At 58.0% G+C, this 15,094-nt stretch carries 11 protein-coding genes; 3 read left to right on the top strand and 8 right to left on the bottom strand.

All coding sequences use genetic code 11. The features are described 5' to 3' along the window. Positions 1-476 precede the first annotated feature (476 nt). The 8 genes from pstB to RIKMI_RS0109505 all read right to left on the bottom strand — a co-directional run bounded on the left by pstB (position 477) and on the right by RIKMI_RS0109505 (position 12,565). Complete coding sequence (gene pstB, locus RIKMI_RS0109540) at positions 477-1,238, bottom strand: phosphate ABC transporter ATP-binding protein PstB (protein WP_037291812.1); 762 nt, start codon at positions 1,236-1,238, stop codon at positions 477-479. 152 nt (positions 1,239-1,390) lie between these two features. Next, positions 1,391-2,275 carry a phosphate ABC transporter permease PstA gene (pstA, locus tag RIKMI_RS0109535; RefSeq protein WP_037291809.1) on the bottom strand — a complete coding sequence of 295 codons (885 nt, stop codon included), beginning with the start codon at positions 2,273-2,275 and terminating at the stop codon, positions 1,391-1,393. 270 nt (positions 2,276-2,545) lie between these two features. Then, entirely contained in the window at positions 2,546-3,754 is a 1,209-nt protein-coding gene (pstC, locus tag RIKMI_RS0109530) for a phosphate ABC transporter permease subunit PstC (RefSeq protein ID WP_027291417.1), read from the bottom strand. A gap of 621 nt (positions 3,755-4,375) precedes the next feature. Beyond that, positions 4,376-5,188, bottom strand: a complete 813-nt coding sequence (locus RIKMI_RS0109525) for a phosphate ABC transporter substrate-binding protein (protein ID WP_027291416.1) — start codon at positions 5,186-5,188, stop codon at positions 4,376-4,378. 159 nt (positions 5,189-5,347) lie between these two features. Next, positions 5,348-6,649 (bottom strand): hypothetical protein, encoded by a 1,302-nt coding sequence (locus RIKMI_RS13755; protein WP_051214480.1) that lies wholly within the window; start codon positions 6,647-6,649, stop codon positions 5,348-5,350. A gap of 205 nt (positions 6,650-6,854) precedes the next feature. Next, positions 6,855-9,626 carry a S9 family peptidase gene (locus RIKMI_RS13750; protein ID WP_169715517.1) on the bottom strand — a complete coding sequence of 924 codons (2,772 nt, stop codon included), beginning with the start codon at positions 9,624-9,626 and terminating at the stop codon, positions 6,855-6,857. 580 nt (positions 9,627-10,206) lie between these two features. After that, positions 10,207-11,178 (bottom strand): diacylglycerol/lipid kinase family protein, encoded by a 972-nt coding sequence (locus tag RIKMI_RS0109510; protein ID WP_027291415.1) that lies wholly within the window; start codon positions 11,176-11,178, stop codon positions 10,207-10,209. A 649-nt stretch (positions 11,179-11,827) separates the two neighbouring features. Further along, on the bottom strand, positions 11,828-12,565 hold the full coding sequence (locus RIKMI_RS0109505) for a S24 family peptidase (protein ID WP_027291414.1): 738 nt from the start codon (positions 12,563-12,565) through the stop codon (positions 11,828-11,830). 109 nt (positions 12,566-12,674) lie between these two features. On the opposite strand from RIKMI_RS0109505, the gene RIKMI_RS0109500 reads away from it, so the two are divergent. The 3 genes from RIKMI_RS0109500 (at position 12,675) to RIKMI_RS0109490 (ending at position 15,091) form a co-directional block, all read left to right on the top strand. Further along, positions 12,675-12,890 (top strand): hypothetical protein, encoded by a 216-nt coding sequence (locus RIKMI_RS0109500; RefSeq protein WP_027291413.1) that lies wholly within the window; start codon positions 12,675-12,677, stop codon positions 12,888-12,890. Positions 12,891-12,994: 104 nt separating this feature from the next. Then, positions 12,995-13,714, top strand: coding sequence for a DUF5131 family protein (locus tag RIKMI_RS0109495; RefSeq protein ID WP_027291412.1), 720 nt, complete (start codon positions 12,995-12,997; stop codon positions 13,712-13,714). Positions 13,715-14,323: 609 nt separating this feature from the next. Further along, on the top strand, positions 14,324-15,091 hold the full coding sequence (locus RIKMI_RS0109490) for a ParA family protein (protein WP_027291411.1): 768 nt from the start codon (positions 14,324-14,326) through the stop codon (positions 15,089-15,091). The last annotated feature ends 3 nt before the right edge of the window (positions 15,092-15,094 follow it).

Genomic DNA, 15,094 nt, shown 5'->3' with positions numbered 1-15,094 from the left:
TCCCGGCGACTTTTTTGCTTACTTTTTTGGTCGCGCAAAAAAGTAAGTGCCCCGCCGGCATAAGGCGTCCGGAGCAACCGGTGCCCCGCGGCATGAGCGGGAAAGAAAGAACAAACGCCTGTCGGCGAAAGACACACAATTAAACCTATGGTTAAACTGTTTTACCCGTTCGGCTTTGCGCCCACCCCCGAAGCCGCAAAAGCGGCTTGGGCGCGAAAGCCGGCGATTCTTATGAATCGCAAAAACTAAAAACGTACGGTTATTCGTGAAAAATCCGCGTCAGTGCGCGGGCCGCAGCCTCCCGCAGCGGAGGCCCTGTGCCGCCCGGCACAAAGGACCGGGCCGTAAGTACCTTATTCCCCGCAGACTGCGGCCCTGGGCAAACAAACGTACAATTAAACCGCTTTCCCCATTCGGGTTCACCGTCTATCGCTACGACGGAGAAAACTGCGGGGAACGGCCTGTCGGCCCGACTCCTAACCGAACCGCCCCGTGATATAATTCTGCGTCTGAGCTTTTTCCGGACCGAGAAAGATCTTCTTCGTTTCGCCGTATTCGACCAGTTCGCCGAGGTAAAAAAACGCCGTGCGGTCCGACACCCGCGCCGCCTGCTGCATATTGTGCGTTACGATCACGATCGTGTACTCCGATTTCAATTCGTAAATCAACTCTTCGATCTTCGAAGTGGAAATCGGGTCCAGCGCCGAAGCCGGTTCGTCCATCAACAGAATCGCTGGCCGTACCGCCAACGCACGGGCAATGCACAGCCGTTGCTGCTGCCCGCCCGAAAGTTCGAAAGCCGACTTCCGGAGTTTATCCTTCACCTCGTTCCACAACGCCGCCCCCTTGAGCGACTCTTCGACCCGCTGCTCGATAAACGCCTTGTCCCGCACGCCATTGACCCGCAGCCCGTAGGCGATATTCTCGAAGATCGTCTTCGGAAACGGATTCGGCTTCTGGAATACCATTCCCACCCGTTTACGCAGCTCGTCCACCATCACTCCCCGCGCGTAAATGTCTTCCCCCTCGATCAGAATATGTCCTTCGAGCCGGGAATCGTCCACCAGGTCGTTCATCCGGTTCAGCAGACGCAGGAAAGTCGATTTCCCGCAGCCCGACGGGCCGATGAATGCCGTGACCGTATGGGCCTCTATATCCAGCGAAATATCGCGCAGCGCATGGAAATCGCCATACCAGAAATTGACGTCCTGCGCCGAAATGATTGCTTGTTTTTCCAAAATCTATCGAAATGATTAGTTAGTTTTCACATACTTAGAGACCATTCAAGATCTCCCTTTGTCAGGCCGGAGCCACCCCCGGTAAAGGCCTGCAACTTTCGCTTCGCTCAGTTTGGGCCTCGCTGGCTCCGGCCAAGAGATAAAAGCACACATTAATGCGTTTTCACTTTCTTGCCGAACCAGGCTCTCAGTCCGTTCGCCAGCAGGTTGATCAGCAACACGATCAGGATCAGCACCAACGCCGTACCGTAGGCCATCGGACGCGCCGCCTGTATATCCGTACCGCTGGTCGCCAGCACATACAGATGGTACGGCAGCGCCATTACCTGGTCGAAAATGCTCGTCGGCAGTTTCGGCAAAAAATAGGCCGCTACCGTGAACAGGATCGGAGCCGTTTCGCCCGACACCCGCCCCACGGAAAGGATCAGCCCCGTGATGATATTCGGAAAGGCCATCGGCAGGATCACTTTGCGGATCGTCTGCAATTTGGTGGCTCCCAGAGCCAACGAAGCGTTCCGATAGCTGTTGTCGATCGCCTTGAGAGCCTCCTCGGTAGTACGGATCACCACAGGCAGTACCAGCAGGCCCAATGTCAGCGAGCCTGCGAGGATCGAATCTCCGAACCCCAGCGTATTGACGAACAAAGCCATCCCGAACAGGCCGAACACGATGGAAGGGATACTGGACAGGTTGTTGGTCATCACGCGGATAAACTTCACGAGCCAGTTATTGGGCGCATATTCATTGATATAAATGCCCGACATCACCCCGATCGGGAATGCGAAAACCATACTGCCGACCACCAGACAGAGTGTCCCGACGATAGCGGGCAGAATACCCCCTTGGGTCATCCCGTCTTCGGGTATCGAGGTCAGGAACTCCCAGTTCACTACGCCGATCCCCTTGACGACCAGGAAGCCGAGTATCCAGAGCAGGATAGCCACCACTGCGAGGCTCATCAGCCTGAAAATCCAGAACGCCACGCCTTGCGTGCGGCGTTTCCGGCGGTCGAATTTCGTATTGATTAACGTACTCATCTGTTTTTTATTTGTTCGTTTATTCGTACTTGTGCTGGAGGGTACCGTTCTTTCTTGAAAGAAAGGCCCCGGCCCACAGCATCCGACTCCGGCAGGTTTAGGATGCGACAGCATCCTTGAAAGTTTTTCTGGTTCCGTTACCGCGAAGCGGTTTCCTCCTCGCCGCTCGGCAATGTTCAAGCAAGTTTGCATTGCGCTCGCTGGCAGCGTCGGTTGTTCACAAAGAGAACGGTTCCTTTCCGGGTACGTACGATAAATCGAACGGTTAAACTAAATCTGTTGTTTCGGTTTTTTGGCCGCCATCATTTCCGCCGTAATACTGATAATCAGCGTAATGACAAACAGGATACAGCCCAACAGGAACAACGCCTCGTAATGTACCCCTCCGTTCGGAGCCTCGCCCAGTTCCGCCGCGATCGTGGCCGGAATCGTCCGGACCGGCTCCAACAACCCGTGCGGAACGATCGCCGAATTACCCGTCACCATCAGTACCGCCATCGTCTCGCCGATCGCCCGGCCGATGCCCAGCACCACCGCCGCCATAATCCCCGACACCGAATACGGCAGCACCACCCGACGGATCGTCTGCCACTGCGTCGCCCCCAGCGCCAGCGAAGCCTCCTTCACCGCCCGCGGCACATTACGTATCGAATCTTCCGCCACCGTAATGATCGTCGGCAGGGCCATGATAGCCAGAATCACGCTCCCGGCCAGCGCCGTTTCGCCCACCGGCAGGCCGAACACCCGCTGGATCAGCGGCACGATCACCACCAGCCCGAAAAAGCCGTACACCACCGACGGAATACCGGCCAGCAACTCGATGACCGGTTTGAGCACCTTCCGTATTTTGTCATTCGCCAGCTCGGCCATATAGATCGCCACGGCCATCCCCAGCGGCAATGCGAAGAGGATCGCCGCCAGCGACACCCACAGCGTCCCCATCACCAGCGGCACGATCCCGAACAACGGAGCCGGCGTAGCGGTCGGAAACCATTCGTCGCCGAGAAAAAACTCGCCCGGCGTGATGTTCCGCTTGTCGATCACCTTCCCGGCAAAACCGTCGATGAGATACGTATCCGGGAAAAAAGCGATCATACCCGGATGATCCGCGACGATCCGGCTCAGGCACTGCGGAATGAATTGCAATTCGTCGCCGAGTTCCTCGTAACTCGCGTACTGTTCGATGTCGTTCAGCCGGAAAACCACGATCGGTTCGTCCTTTCCGCCCAACTCGCTCCAGTTGGTGATCTCCTGGTCGAAAACCTCCTTGAGCTGCACGGGCGTCAGGTCGCTCACGGTATTTTCCCGATTGACCGCCACCACATACCCCTGCTCCACGGCCGGACTCCCGAACAACCCGATCCCTTCCCGGAACAGGAAAAACACGATAAGGATGATGGTCACGGAGGTAACGCCTCCGCTGACCATCAACACCTTCTCGGCTATCAGTTCGACTACTCTTCTGAATCGTCTGTTCATCTGTAACTGTTAAGTGTTCGTTTTTTTTGAAAGATAACTCTGTAGGGCTAATTTTTCATCGGGTCGGGCGCCCGGGAGACCGCGGCCCGCACGACCCAAAAGTCGCAAAGTATTTTCTTACTGATTAATCGTAGGTTTAAATAAGTACTTCTTCCGGCCTCTTACATTGGTATCGCAGTACGGGTAGAGGCTGCTGACCCGGGAATGTGCGATTTTCCGTTCCGACAGGAGTCGGGAGCGGGGAATCGCATTCCCGGCGACTTCTTTGCTTGCTTTCTTGGTCGCGCAAGAAAGCAAGTGCCCCGCCGGCATGAGGCGTCCGGAAAAACCGGGCCCCCGCGGCACGAGCGGGCGAAGAAAGAACAAACGCCCGTCGGCGAAAGACAGTACACTACGCTTCCGCGCCAGCGGGCGGGCCGGACACCTCCCCACGGGAGGCCCGCAATTCGCCGCTCTACGCGTCGAAAGTTGCGACCGCTCCCGGGCGTCCGACCCGAATGAAAAATCAACCGTACGATTACAACCTGATTTCCGCGTTAGCGGGAATTCGGCACTTCACTCCCCCGAATCACACGGGCAACGACAAAAAACGAACGGTTAATCGGTTTATTCTCCGCAGATTTAGAGCACGTCGATATAACCGACCTCCTTGACCCACTTCTGTCCTTCCGGCGACATGACATAATTGACCAGCGGACCGACTTTCGCCTCGCGATCTTTCGTATAATAGAAATAGAGCGGGCGCACCACCGGATAAGTCTTATTCTTCGCATTGGCATAAGTCGGCTCCACGAACGTCTTGCCGTCGTACGAAACCTTCAGCGCCTTCACATCGTCGTTCACATACGCATGGCCCACATAACCGATCGCCCCCGGCGTCTGCGACACAGACTGAATAATCGCCCCCGTAGCCGGCATCGACAGCACCGACGCCATGTAGTTCTTGTTCTTCAGTACGCTTTCCTTGAAGAATTCATATGTGCCCGAACTCGTTTCGCGCGAATAGACCACGATCTTCATATCCGGGCCGCCCACCTGTTTCCAGTTCGTAATCTTGCCCGTGAAGATTCCCTCCAATTGTTCGCGCGTCAGCTGCGACACCGGATTCTTCGGATTCACCACCACCGCCAGCGCATCCAGCGCGACGATCTTCTCCACCACCGGTCGTTTGGCGTTCTGTAATTTCAGCCGTTCGTCGATTTTGATTTTGCGCGACGCCATCGCGATGTCGGTCGTATTGTCGATCAGTGCGGCGAGCCCCACGCCCGAACCGCCGCCCGTTACCGTCACATCGGCCGACGGATTCTTTTTCAGGTAATTTTCAGCCTCTTTCTGAGCCAGCGGAAGCACCGAATCCGAACCTTTGAGTTTCTGGGCCATTGCCTGTCCGCCGACCAGCGTCAGCGCCGCGATAAGCATTACGATTCTTTTCATATCTGTTTGTTGTTTTATTGATTATCTTTTTTCTTTTTTGGTCGGACGCCCGGGAGAGGCTCGGGTAGTTACAGCCCGGCCCCTGTGCCGAGCGGCACCGGGCCTCCCGTGGGGAGGCGTCCGGCCCGCGCGGTTCTTACGAACCGCCATGCACACTTGTCAGAACTTCGCCTGAATCCTCAGGGTCAGCACATTGTCTTTGATATTGCGGGCATAGTCCTTGAGCGGATTGTCGTTCGCCAGCCCCGGACACTTCTCGTTCGAGACCATATCGTAATAGGCCGAAAGGGTCAGGTACTTGTTCCAGCGGAACATATAGCCGACACCGTAGGTATTGTAAGCCACGTCCGCCGCGCCCGTACCGGGCAACCGGCCGATCCGGTCGGCGCCGATCTTGGTGTTCGGGTCGTAATTGTCGTATTTGAACACGAGCGAATGTTTCGATTTGCCGATGTCCTGAATAAAGTACACGTAGGCGCCGCGGAAACTGCGCAGGTAGAGCGGATCGCTGCCCGCCCCGAACGAAGTTCCGCCCGGATCGGCATTCTTGTTCTGCGTGCCCGGCTGTTTGCCCCACAGATATTCCGCGCGGACATGAGTCGTACCGGCCGCCCACTGTTGCGAAACCTGCGCCGCAAACCCGAAATACTGGCGTTTGGAGTATTCGCCCTGCACCCCTTCCTGTTTCACGAATCCCCGATCTTTCACGAACTTATACTTCTCGTTCACCGGATTCAGCACCCCGCCGTTATAATACGAGAACGCCGCGCCCCATTCGCCCGTTTCGTACGTATGCAAATAAGCCAGACGGCCGATGAAGTCCTTGCGGGAATCGGTCTCCTCCCCGACGCCGTTGCCGTTGAACAGACCGCCGTTCAGCATGAAACGGCTCATGAAAGTCCCTTTGCGGCCGCTCAGGGAGAGCATGGCGCCCAGATCGCGTTCGTTCGGGAAAAGCGACAGATAGACGCGGCTCCGTTCCGGAGTCTCCCGGTAAGACGACGAATAACCGATCTCATATCCGAACGGGCGGTCGAAAATCCCCACCTGCCCGCCGATCACCTGCGAAGGGGCGGTCAGTTTGATATACGCGTCCCGGACCTTCACCCCTTTTTCCGAGAAATCGGGTTGGAAAACGACCTGCATCACCCCGAGGTCGTAAGTGAACTTCACCCGTCCGCGGCGGAGCATGAAGCGGTTATCGCTGTTTTCGCCGAAGCTGCCGCCGTCGCCGAACGCGTCGATCCCCTTCTGCTGGGCCAGCTGCCACTGGGCTTGCAGGTAACCGGTAATTTTGAGCTGCCCGCCCTTTTCCCCGAAGCGGAGTTTCAGGCCTCCGTCTTCCGCAGCCGGCGCGATTTTTTCAGCCACGGAAGTCGAGCCGCCGGTTCCGGCCGCGACGGCATTCGTTCCGGCCAAAGTCAGGGCCGCAAGGGCCGCGGTTGTCAGTTGTCGTTTCATAAGCATCTGTTTCGGTGCGATATTCTTTCCCTTATTTCTACACCGCAAACATAGAATCCCCATATTAACCCCTCCTTAACACGCCCTTAGTATTTTATTAACTTAACGTTACCAAATTGTTAAGCGCGGACATAACGCCGTATAAAACAGGCCGTGCGGCTCCCCTTTGCGAGGGGAGCCGCACGGCCTGTTCCGCAAAAGCGCATCAATAATCCAGTTTCGGGTCGATCCCTTTGTCCGTCGCCGGAATCCCCTCGCGCATCCAGCGCGGCGCGGGGGCGTCTTTGAGGTAATGGTCGAAAAACTGCATCATCCGGCGGTCCCAGTCCAACCGGTCCGCATAACGTTTCAGGTTATGGGGCTGACCGTTGTAGTTCACCATCCACACCGGCACCCCATGGCGGCGCAACGCCAGAAAATACTCGATGCCCTGGTACCACGGCACCGCCTCGTCCGCGTCGTCGTGGCGCATCAGCATCGGCGTACGCACTTTGTTCGCAAAGAAAAGCGGGGAATTTTCGATATACTCGATCGGTCTCTCCCACAGCGAGCCTCCGATCCGGCTCTGCCCGTGCTCGTACTGGAACATGCGCGGCATGCCCGACCCCCAGCGGATACCGCCCGAAGCCGAAGTCATGTTCGACACCGGAGCGCCCGGACTGGCGCAGCGGAACATGTTCGTGCGCGTCACCAGGTAGGCGATCTGGTAACCGCCCCAGCTCTGCCCTTGCAGACCGATGCGCCGCGGATCGGCGATTCCCCGGTCGATCAACATCCGGGCGCCGCTCACCACCGCGTCGTAGCACGACTGCCCCGGATACCCCGTCCGGTAACGGATGTCCGGCATGAAAACCACGTAATCCTGCGAAGTGCAGACCGCCGGAATCACGATCGACCAGCTCGGCTGCGGGTGCACGTGCTTATGAATGTCGTCCGTATGCGTCTCGTAAAAATAGACGATCACCGGATAGCGGCGCGTCGAATCGTAATCCTCTGGCAGATAGAGCAGCCCTTCGGCCGGAACGCCGTTCATATCCTCCCACGCCACGCGGCGCACACTGCCCCACTCGTACCGGGCCGCCTGCGGATTCGCGTCGCTCACCTTTTGCAAATCCGCGAACGACAACCCCGACCGCCACAGGTCGCGGTACTCGCGGAAATTTTCCCGCTGCCACAACAGGACATCCGCCTCTTTCGCCTTTGCCACGAACGTGTATTTATGACCGTCCATCACCAGTTTTTCCGGTTCGCCGCCCCCCGCAGGCAGGCGATAATACCCCCCGTCGCGGGAAGAGCGGTCGAATGCCGAGAGCAGCGCCGGCCGCGACAGGTCGATCGTCCGCTCCTGCGGATCGAGCCGGACATAGCGGAACCGAACGCTGTCCCGCCGCCCCGCTCCGCGGGTCAGGCACTCCGGTGCACGCCGGCCCGACGGATCCGCCAGCCACAGGTCGAAACGATCGTAAATCACCGCCCGGCCGTCCGCCGTCCAGCCTGCCATGCCTTCGGCCGAAGGATAGTCCGGCATATCGAAATCCGGCACGGACATCGGGTAAGGAATCGCCCGCGAGAGCGACACTTCTCCGCCCTTTCCGGCCTCGGTCGCCGCCGCTTTCCACTCCGCCGCCGGAGCATCGTACCACGCGACATACCGTCCGTCCGGCGAAATCGAAGCCTGCGCCCTGACTCCCTTCGCCAGCAATCGCCTCCCGCCCGTGCGCACATCCACCGCATACAAATCTTTCGTGCCCGGCGATTCCCACGTGCTGGCCCATTCGTAAGGCCGGACATCCGTCCCCAGCGCATATGGGGCGTCGTCGTTCCCGGCGAACGCCACCGACGCCAGCTCCTTATCCTCCAGCAAGACCCACTTTCCCGTCCGGGTGTCGTAAGCCGCCCGGTAACTCCGCTCTTTCAGCCGTTTGACATTCGCCAGCTGCTGGGTCATCAGCAGCGTGTCGGTATAGCTCCACAGATCGAAGGCGCTCTTCTCGTCTTCGGGCAGGGTATCTTTCGGCACCACCCGCGGCGGCACGTTCATCCCGAAGGTCAGCCATCCCCCTTCGCGCGAAAATTCCGGTTTCCCGAACTCGCTCACCGTAAAGCCGTTGGCAGCGCCCTGCGCCGCAATGCGCTGCGGCTGCGGTTTCTTCGCCGTAAAATAATAGAGTTCGTATCGAGCACCCGTCGCAGTCGTGTCGGGCGTCACGAGATAGGCCCCCTGCCGTCCGGCTTCGTCCACGGCCAACGTTCCGGTCCGGCCCGCCGAAGCGCGGTACAGCTCCGTCCGTTGGCCGTCCGCACAGGCCCACACGCTGCGCAGGCTATCCCCTTTCCGGGTATAAAGCAGCAGTTTCCCGTTCCGCGACAGGGCGAAATTCTCCACACTGTCCACCACCGTACTGTCGCCGCCCGCGGCGGTATTCCACAGCACCAGCCGGTTGAACTTCTTCGATTTCGGAGCCTTTTTCACCGCCGTGCTCGTATCCGTAGCGGGCACCACCTCATAGAGGTAAGCCACGACTCCGCTCCCCTCCCGGTCGGCGACTTGAAATTCCTTGAGCCGGGGCACGACGACACGTTCGTCGGAAAGCAGCGAAACCAGCAACAGGGTGTCGGGCCGCCTGCGATCTTTCGGGGTCTTCGCGATCTTCTCCCGCCGCCGTTGCGCGAAGGTCGGGCCGACCTTCGCCGCTACCCACGGCGCCCCGGCCGGGCCGAACAATCGGGCGTCGGAAGCCCGACGGAGGGTATCGGTCGTCCCGTTCGAAGCGTCGTAAACGACGGTCTGCCCGTCGCCCCGAGCCGGATTCAGCCCGTAAACCGTCCACCGGCCGTCGTCGCTGATCCGGGGCGCGGCAATCTGACGCCATCCGTCGAACGCTTCCTGTCCCAATGTCTTCTTCTGCGCCTGCACGTTTCCCGTGCCGAACAACAACCCGGCGCACAGCGCCGCCATCCATCGAAATTTTGTCATCGTATGATTCATTTATCGTATCGTCATTCGTCCGTACCCGGTTCTATACAATGATATGCCGGCTATATGAAGCCTTGCACGGTATTGCCTCGAAGCGGCTTTGTCGCTTCGGAGACAAACCAGAACAAAACACACTAAAATTATCTATATACACACAAATAGAGTAACCTCGCATATAAACCAAATAAAAAACGTAGGGTTAATTTTTCATTCGAGTCGGGCGCACGGGAATCTTCGGATCATTACAGCTCGGCCCGAGTGCCGAACGGCACCGAGCCTCCGATGCGGGAGGCGTCCGGCCCGTCCCGCTCACGCGAAGATTTAGTTTCAACGGAACAATCAATCGTCCGTGCAGCAGACAGTCCCCGGTGAAGAGCTGTAAGCATCCCCGCTGGCTTCGGCTAAACGGAGCAATCGTACGTTATGCACTTCGATGCCATGGCTGTCCGTTGGCGCGGGGACCGATTCGAGGGGACGTTCTCCCAAAGCGATTCCCGAGGATCGGCGGCAGGCGCGGTGTCCCTTTGCCGCGGGCCGCACGACCACTGTCCGCCGTCGCGGATCGTCGGCGAAGCCCGGTTCAGGCCCTGTCCCGGATGAACTTCTCGCTTACGACGACGCGTACCGCCCGTTCCACGATGCGGAATTCGAAATCCGAATAACCCAGAATTTCGCCGTCGATTTCGAGCCGTACAGGCCGTTCGGCATGTACCCGGATAGAACCTCCCCGGAACAGCGAAACGCGCGGAATATCGTAGATGTTGCCCGTATAGACGACCCGGAAGCGGCTGAAGAGCCGCACCCGGTTCATTGCCGGAATCACCGTCAGGTCGAACAGCCCGTCGTCCGCAATGGCGTTCGGCGTCTGAGTCAGCCCGCCCGCCGTATATTTGCAGATGCCCACGGTGCCGGTGAACAGTTTGCCGTCGAACACCTCTTCGCCGTCCACTTCGACCCGGACGCGACGCGTCCGGTAGCGCAGCGCTTCGCGGAAAACGCTGAACAGATAGATCCATTTGCCCCGGCACCCTTTCTCCTTGAGTCGGTTGAAACCCCGGCAGACGGCTGCATCGTAGCCGAACCCGGCAACGTTGGCCAGGTAGCGGGACTGGTGGACTTTCGATTCGTAATAGCTCACTTTTCCCACGTCCTGCAGGAAAGCATGCCCTTCGCGGATCGAACGGATCGCGTCCACGTAGTTGCGCGGGATACCGAACATGCGTATCCAGTCGTTGCCCGTTCCGACGGCGATCACGGCCATCAGGATGTCGGTGGTCGGACACTCCTGCTGGATGAAGAAACCGTTGACGGTCTCGTGTATGGTCCCGTCGCCTCCCACCACGATGATCCGGCGGTAGCCTTGCCGCACAGCCGCGACCGCCAGTTCCGTAGCGTGGTATTTGTGCAGCGTGAACATGGCATCCACGGCGATCCCCTCGTCGCGGAGCAGGCCGCTGATCTGCGGCCAGTCCGTCAGGCCCCTGCCGCTGCCGGCTACGGGGTTCACGATGGCCGCCCAACGCTGCGATATGTCGAAATTCTTCGGTGTCATTGCGTCGTTCCGAAAGACAAAAGTACAAAACCGAAATGATTTGTCCGTCGGAAATCCCAGCGTATGCCGGCTTCGGTCCCGGACGTTGAAACAGGCGATCGATATTAGGAAGTGTCTGCGATTCTTTTGGGTTCACGTGAGTATATACGATTTTACCCTGTTTTATACGCAGCTCCCCGGTATTCCATTTACTCGGCCTGCGCCTGCCTTTGCTCGGAGAAAACTCCAGATCCTTGGTGCGAGCGGTACCGCAAGGTCGTTGGTGGAGAGTCACGGCATGGCTTCGGGTAAAGACATATATGCTATTTCACAGGCCCGATTATAGCTTTGGCATACCAGACTTATTCGGTGATAACTTCCCTATCGACTCAGTGCCGGAGGGCTTTTTCAGCCGTCGGGGGTAAGATGCGAGAATCGAAAAAACGCCAGTCAAAACGGTTCGGTATATCAAAGTATGTAATCGGAAATTTTTTCTTATCGGTTTTGCGTCTGATCGTACAAGGCCGGGTAACATATCCGGTGCGTGCCGAAAAATGTTTATTGAAACAGCACATATGCCAAAACATATCCTTGTCAAATAAGAGATCCCGCCTTTCCGTTTGTCAGACCGGAAAGGCGGGATCTGTTTCAGGAGCCGTCCGATAAGCGTTTAGCCCATCGTGTTGAAGCGCACGCTGGCTTTGACGATCGCGAGCGCCCGGATCGCCGTAAGGGGAATCTCGATCGGGGCATGGTGGGCGTTGTAGCTGACCAGTCGGGCGAAGTCGGGTTTCTCTTCGATACGGTTCAGGTATTTGACCGTGGTGTACTCTTCGTCGTCGTAACTGAACGAAACCAAGTACATTTCGCCCCAGATGATGTTCGTACAGTCGTGTACCTGTTTGTATATCACGATGTCGCCCGCTTTAAGCAGCGGATACATCGAATCGCCGCGCATTTTCACCGCCCCGTCGCACCGCGGCAGTTCGGGGATGGCCAGATAGCCCGTCGGCGCTGTCCGTCCGTCGAATACCGGAGCCAGTCCGGCCGCCGCTTCGAAATCGTAAAGGGGTATGCGCCGCGTCGGATCTGCCGCGCCCGCCGCAGGGGTATATATCCGGGTCGGTACGTAATAAGGACTTTCCGGTTCCTCCAGATGCGAGATGTTCGGCCGCATATCGTAAGCGACGCCCTCGGGACGCGGTTCGATAATCATCTCCCCTTCGTCCATAATCAGCCATTCGAGGCTCAGGTCCGGGAATTTATTGATGATTATCCTGACCTTGTCGGCTCCCAGGCTGCGACCGCTGTCCAGAAAACCGACGGAAAATCCGGTTTCCGTATAGAATCTGTTTTTGCTGATGCCTTTATATTGAAGGTACGCCTTCAGTTTTTCTTTCTCGGTCATAAAATTTACGATTTTTATCTTGCAATAAAAGATTATTATCTCTAACTTTGCACAATCTTTCACTCTGAAAGCAGGCTAAAGGTACAGATATTTAAAATAAAAACAATACATGGCCACTGATAAAAAGATAATCATGCCTTTGGGCGAGCGGCAGAAGCTGGCCCGCGACTTCGGGGTCAGTCTGCCCACGGTGCGGTCGGCGCTCAACGGGATCACTTGCAGCGAACTGGCCGAACAGATTCGGGCGGAAGCCCTGCGCCGGGGCGGCGAAGTCTATCTGAAGGTCGTGCCGTCTTCCCGGCGCAACAGACCGGATTCCGAGTAGCCGCTGCGCCGGGAACGGCTTTCGTCCGGTTCGTGTCTGCGGGTTGTTGCGTATCTTTGCAGCGGCGTTCTGCCGTTCAACCATGGGCGGACGCCCGTGGACGCATGCCTTTCTGGAACCCCTGGCACGGATGCCGCAAAATCAGCGCAGGGTGTCTGCACTGCTATGTTTACCGTATGGACGCGCGGTTCGATCGCGATGCTTCGACCGTTGTCCGCACGGCTTCTTTCGACATGCCGGTACGGCGCGACAGGAAAGGCAACTGCAAAATTCCTGCCGGTTCGACGGTTTACACCTGTTTCAGTTCCGACTTTTTCGTTCCCGAAGCCGACAGGTGGCGGCCCGAGGCGTGGGAAATGATGCGGCTGCGCGGCGATTTGCATTTTCTTTTCATCACCAAACGTATCGACCGGCTGGGGGAGTGCTTGCCGCCGGACTGGGGACCGCGGGGTTACCCGAACGTGACGATCGGCTGCACGGTCGAAAATCAGGACCGGGCGGATTACCGGCTGCCGATTTACCGGGAGGCTCCGATACGGCACAAAATTATTGTCTGCGAACCGTTGCTGGGACCGGTCGATCTGACCCCGTGGTTGTCGGCGGATTGGGCGGAAGAGGTGGTCGCTGGGGGCGAATCGGGAACGGATGCCCGGATTTGCGATTTCGATTGGGTCTTGTCGCTCAGGGAGCAGTGCCGGGCGGCGGGGGTCGCCTTTTCGTTCCGCCAGACGGGCGCGGCTTTGTTCAAGGAGGGCCGGCTTTACCGTATTCCCCGGCGTTTGCAGCATGAGCAGGCCCGTAAAGCGGGGATCGATTTGCCTTGATGCCGGGCCGGTTGTATGCCGGTTGCATCGTCTTGTCGAAAATCATTGGCCCTTATGTCGGGGAAAAAATTTACCTTTGTAAATTGAATGAATTGTTCTTTAAAGAAAGGTAGGACCGGTGGTCCCGTACCGTAGGAGGCGTCCGGTCCAACCGCTGGCGCGGATCCCTAAATTAAAACCGTACAATTAATTATGGCCGGAGCCAGCGGGGCCGCAACAAGCACCGCGCAGTTGCAGGCCTACGCCGGGGTGGCTCCGGCCTGACTAAGGGAGAACCTTACATAAAATCGTACGGTTATTTCTACGGTCGGACGCCCGGGAGGGTGTGCAATGAAGGCGCTTGCGACCTTATTGCGGGCCTCCCGTGGGGAGGCGTCCAGGAAAGCCGGTGCTCCCGCGGCACGAGCGGGCGAAGAAAGAACAAACGCCAGTCGGCGAAAGACATACAATTAAGAATAAGTTTCCGCGATAGCGGGCGGGGCAGCAGCCTCCGGGCAGCGGAGGCCCGGAAACGACAGAAAATCAGACCTGCGATAACGCGAACGAGCGCCGTCCACCCACCCCCGCCGAATCGTAAGAGCAAGAGAGAGAAAGATATAGAAAACCATTATGGGAAAAATAGTAGCTCTGGCCAACCAGAAAGGAGGGGTCGGGAAGACCACGACCTCCATCAACCTGTCCGCATCGCTGGCCGTGCTTGAGAAACGCGTGCTCCTGGTCGATGCCGACCCGCAGGCCAATTCCACCTCCGGACTCGGTTTCGAACCCGGAGCGTTCAATACCTATACCGTTCTGACCGGCGAAGCCGACATCGCGCAGTCCATCCTCCGGTCGGACGAAATCCCCGCCCTGCATCTGTTGCCCTCGAACATCAATCTCGTAGGCGCCGAGACCGAGCTCGCGCAAATGGAAGGCGGCCAGTTCCGGATGAAAAACCTGCTCGACGCCGTACGGGCCGACTACGATTACGTCGTCATCGACTGCTCGCCGTCGCTGGGCATGCTCACCCTGAACGCCCTGATCGCCGCCGACAGCGTGATCATTCCCGTCCAGTGCGAATACTTCGCCCTCGAAGGGCTGGGCAAGTTGCTCAACACCATCAAGATGGTCAAGGCCGGACTGAATCCCGGCCTGGAGATCGAAGGGTTCCTGCTGACGATGTACGACTCCCGCCTGAGGCTCGCCAACCAGGTGGTCGGCGAAGTGAAAAACCATTTCGGAAACCTCGTGTTCCACACCATTATCCAGCGCAATACCCGTTTGAGCGAATCGCCCAGCTACGGCAAGCCGGTCATCACCTACGACGCCTCCAGCAGCGGCAGCGTCAATTACCTGAACCTGGCCCGCGAATTCCTCGAACGCAACGGCAACGCATAAAAC

The sequence above is a fragment of the Rikenella microfusus DSM 15922 genome (genome assembly GCF_000427365.1).
GTDB classification, from domain to species: Bacteria; Bacteroidota; Bacteroidia; order Bacteroidales; family Rikenellaceae; genus Rikenella; species Rikenella microfusus.
This window is presented reverse-complemented; position numbering and strand designations above follow the sequence as displayed.

Bases quoted from the DNA above. Each gene is read 5' to 3' on its own strand.
- RIKMI_RS13755 (WP_051214480.1), bottom strand. From the start codon at position 6,649: ATGAAACGACAACTGACAACCGCGGCCCTTGCGGCCCTGACTTTGGCC.
- RIKMI_RS0109525 (WP_027291416.1), bottom strand. From the start codon at position 5,188: ATGAAAAGAATCGTAATGCTTATCGCGGCGCTGACGCTGGTCGGCGGA.
- pstA (WP_037291809.1), bottom strand. From the start codon at position 2,275: ATGAGTACGTTAATCAATACGAAATTCGACCGCCGGAAACGCCGCACG.
- pstC (WP_027291417.1), bottom strand. From the start codon at position 3,754: ATGAACAGACGATTCAGAAGAGTAGTCGAACTGATAGCCGAGAAGGTG.
- RIKMI_RS0109495 (WP_027291412.1), top strand. From the start codon at position 12,995: ATGCCTTTCTGGAACCCCTGGCACGGATGCCGCAAAATCAGCGCAGGG.
- RIKMI_RS0109490 (WP_027291411.1), top strand. From the start codon at position 14,324: ATGGGAAAAATAGTAGCTCTGGCCAACCAGAAAGGAGGGGTCGGGAAG.
- RIKMI_RS0109500 (WP_027291413.1), top strand. From the start codon at position 12,675: ATGGCCACTGATAAAAAGATAATCATGCCTTTGGGCGAGCGGCAGAAG.
- RIKMI_RS0109505 (WP_027291414.1), bottom strand. From the start codon at position 12,565: ATGACCGAGAAAGAAAAACTGAAGGCGTACCTTCAATATAAAGGCATC.
- RIKMI_RS0109510 (WP_027291415.1), bottom strand. From the start codon at position 11,178: ATGACACCGAAGAATTTCGACATATCGCAGCGTTGGGCGGCCATCGTG.
- RIKMI_RS13750 (WP_169715517.1), bottom strand. From the start codon at position 9,626: ATGACAAAATTTCGATGGATGGCGGCGCTGTGCGCCGGGTTGTTGTTC.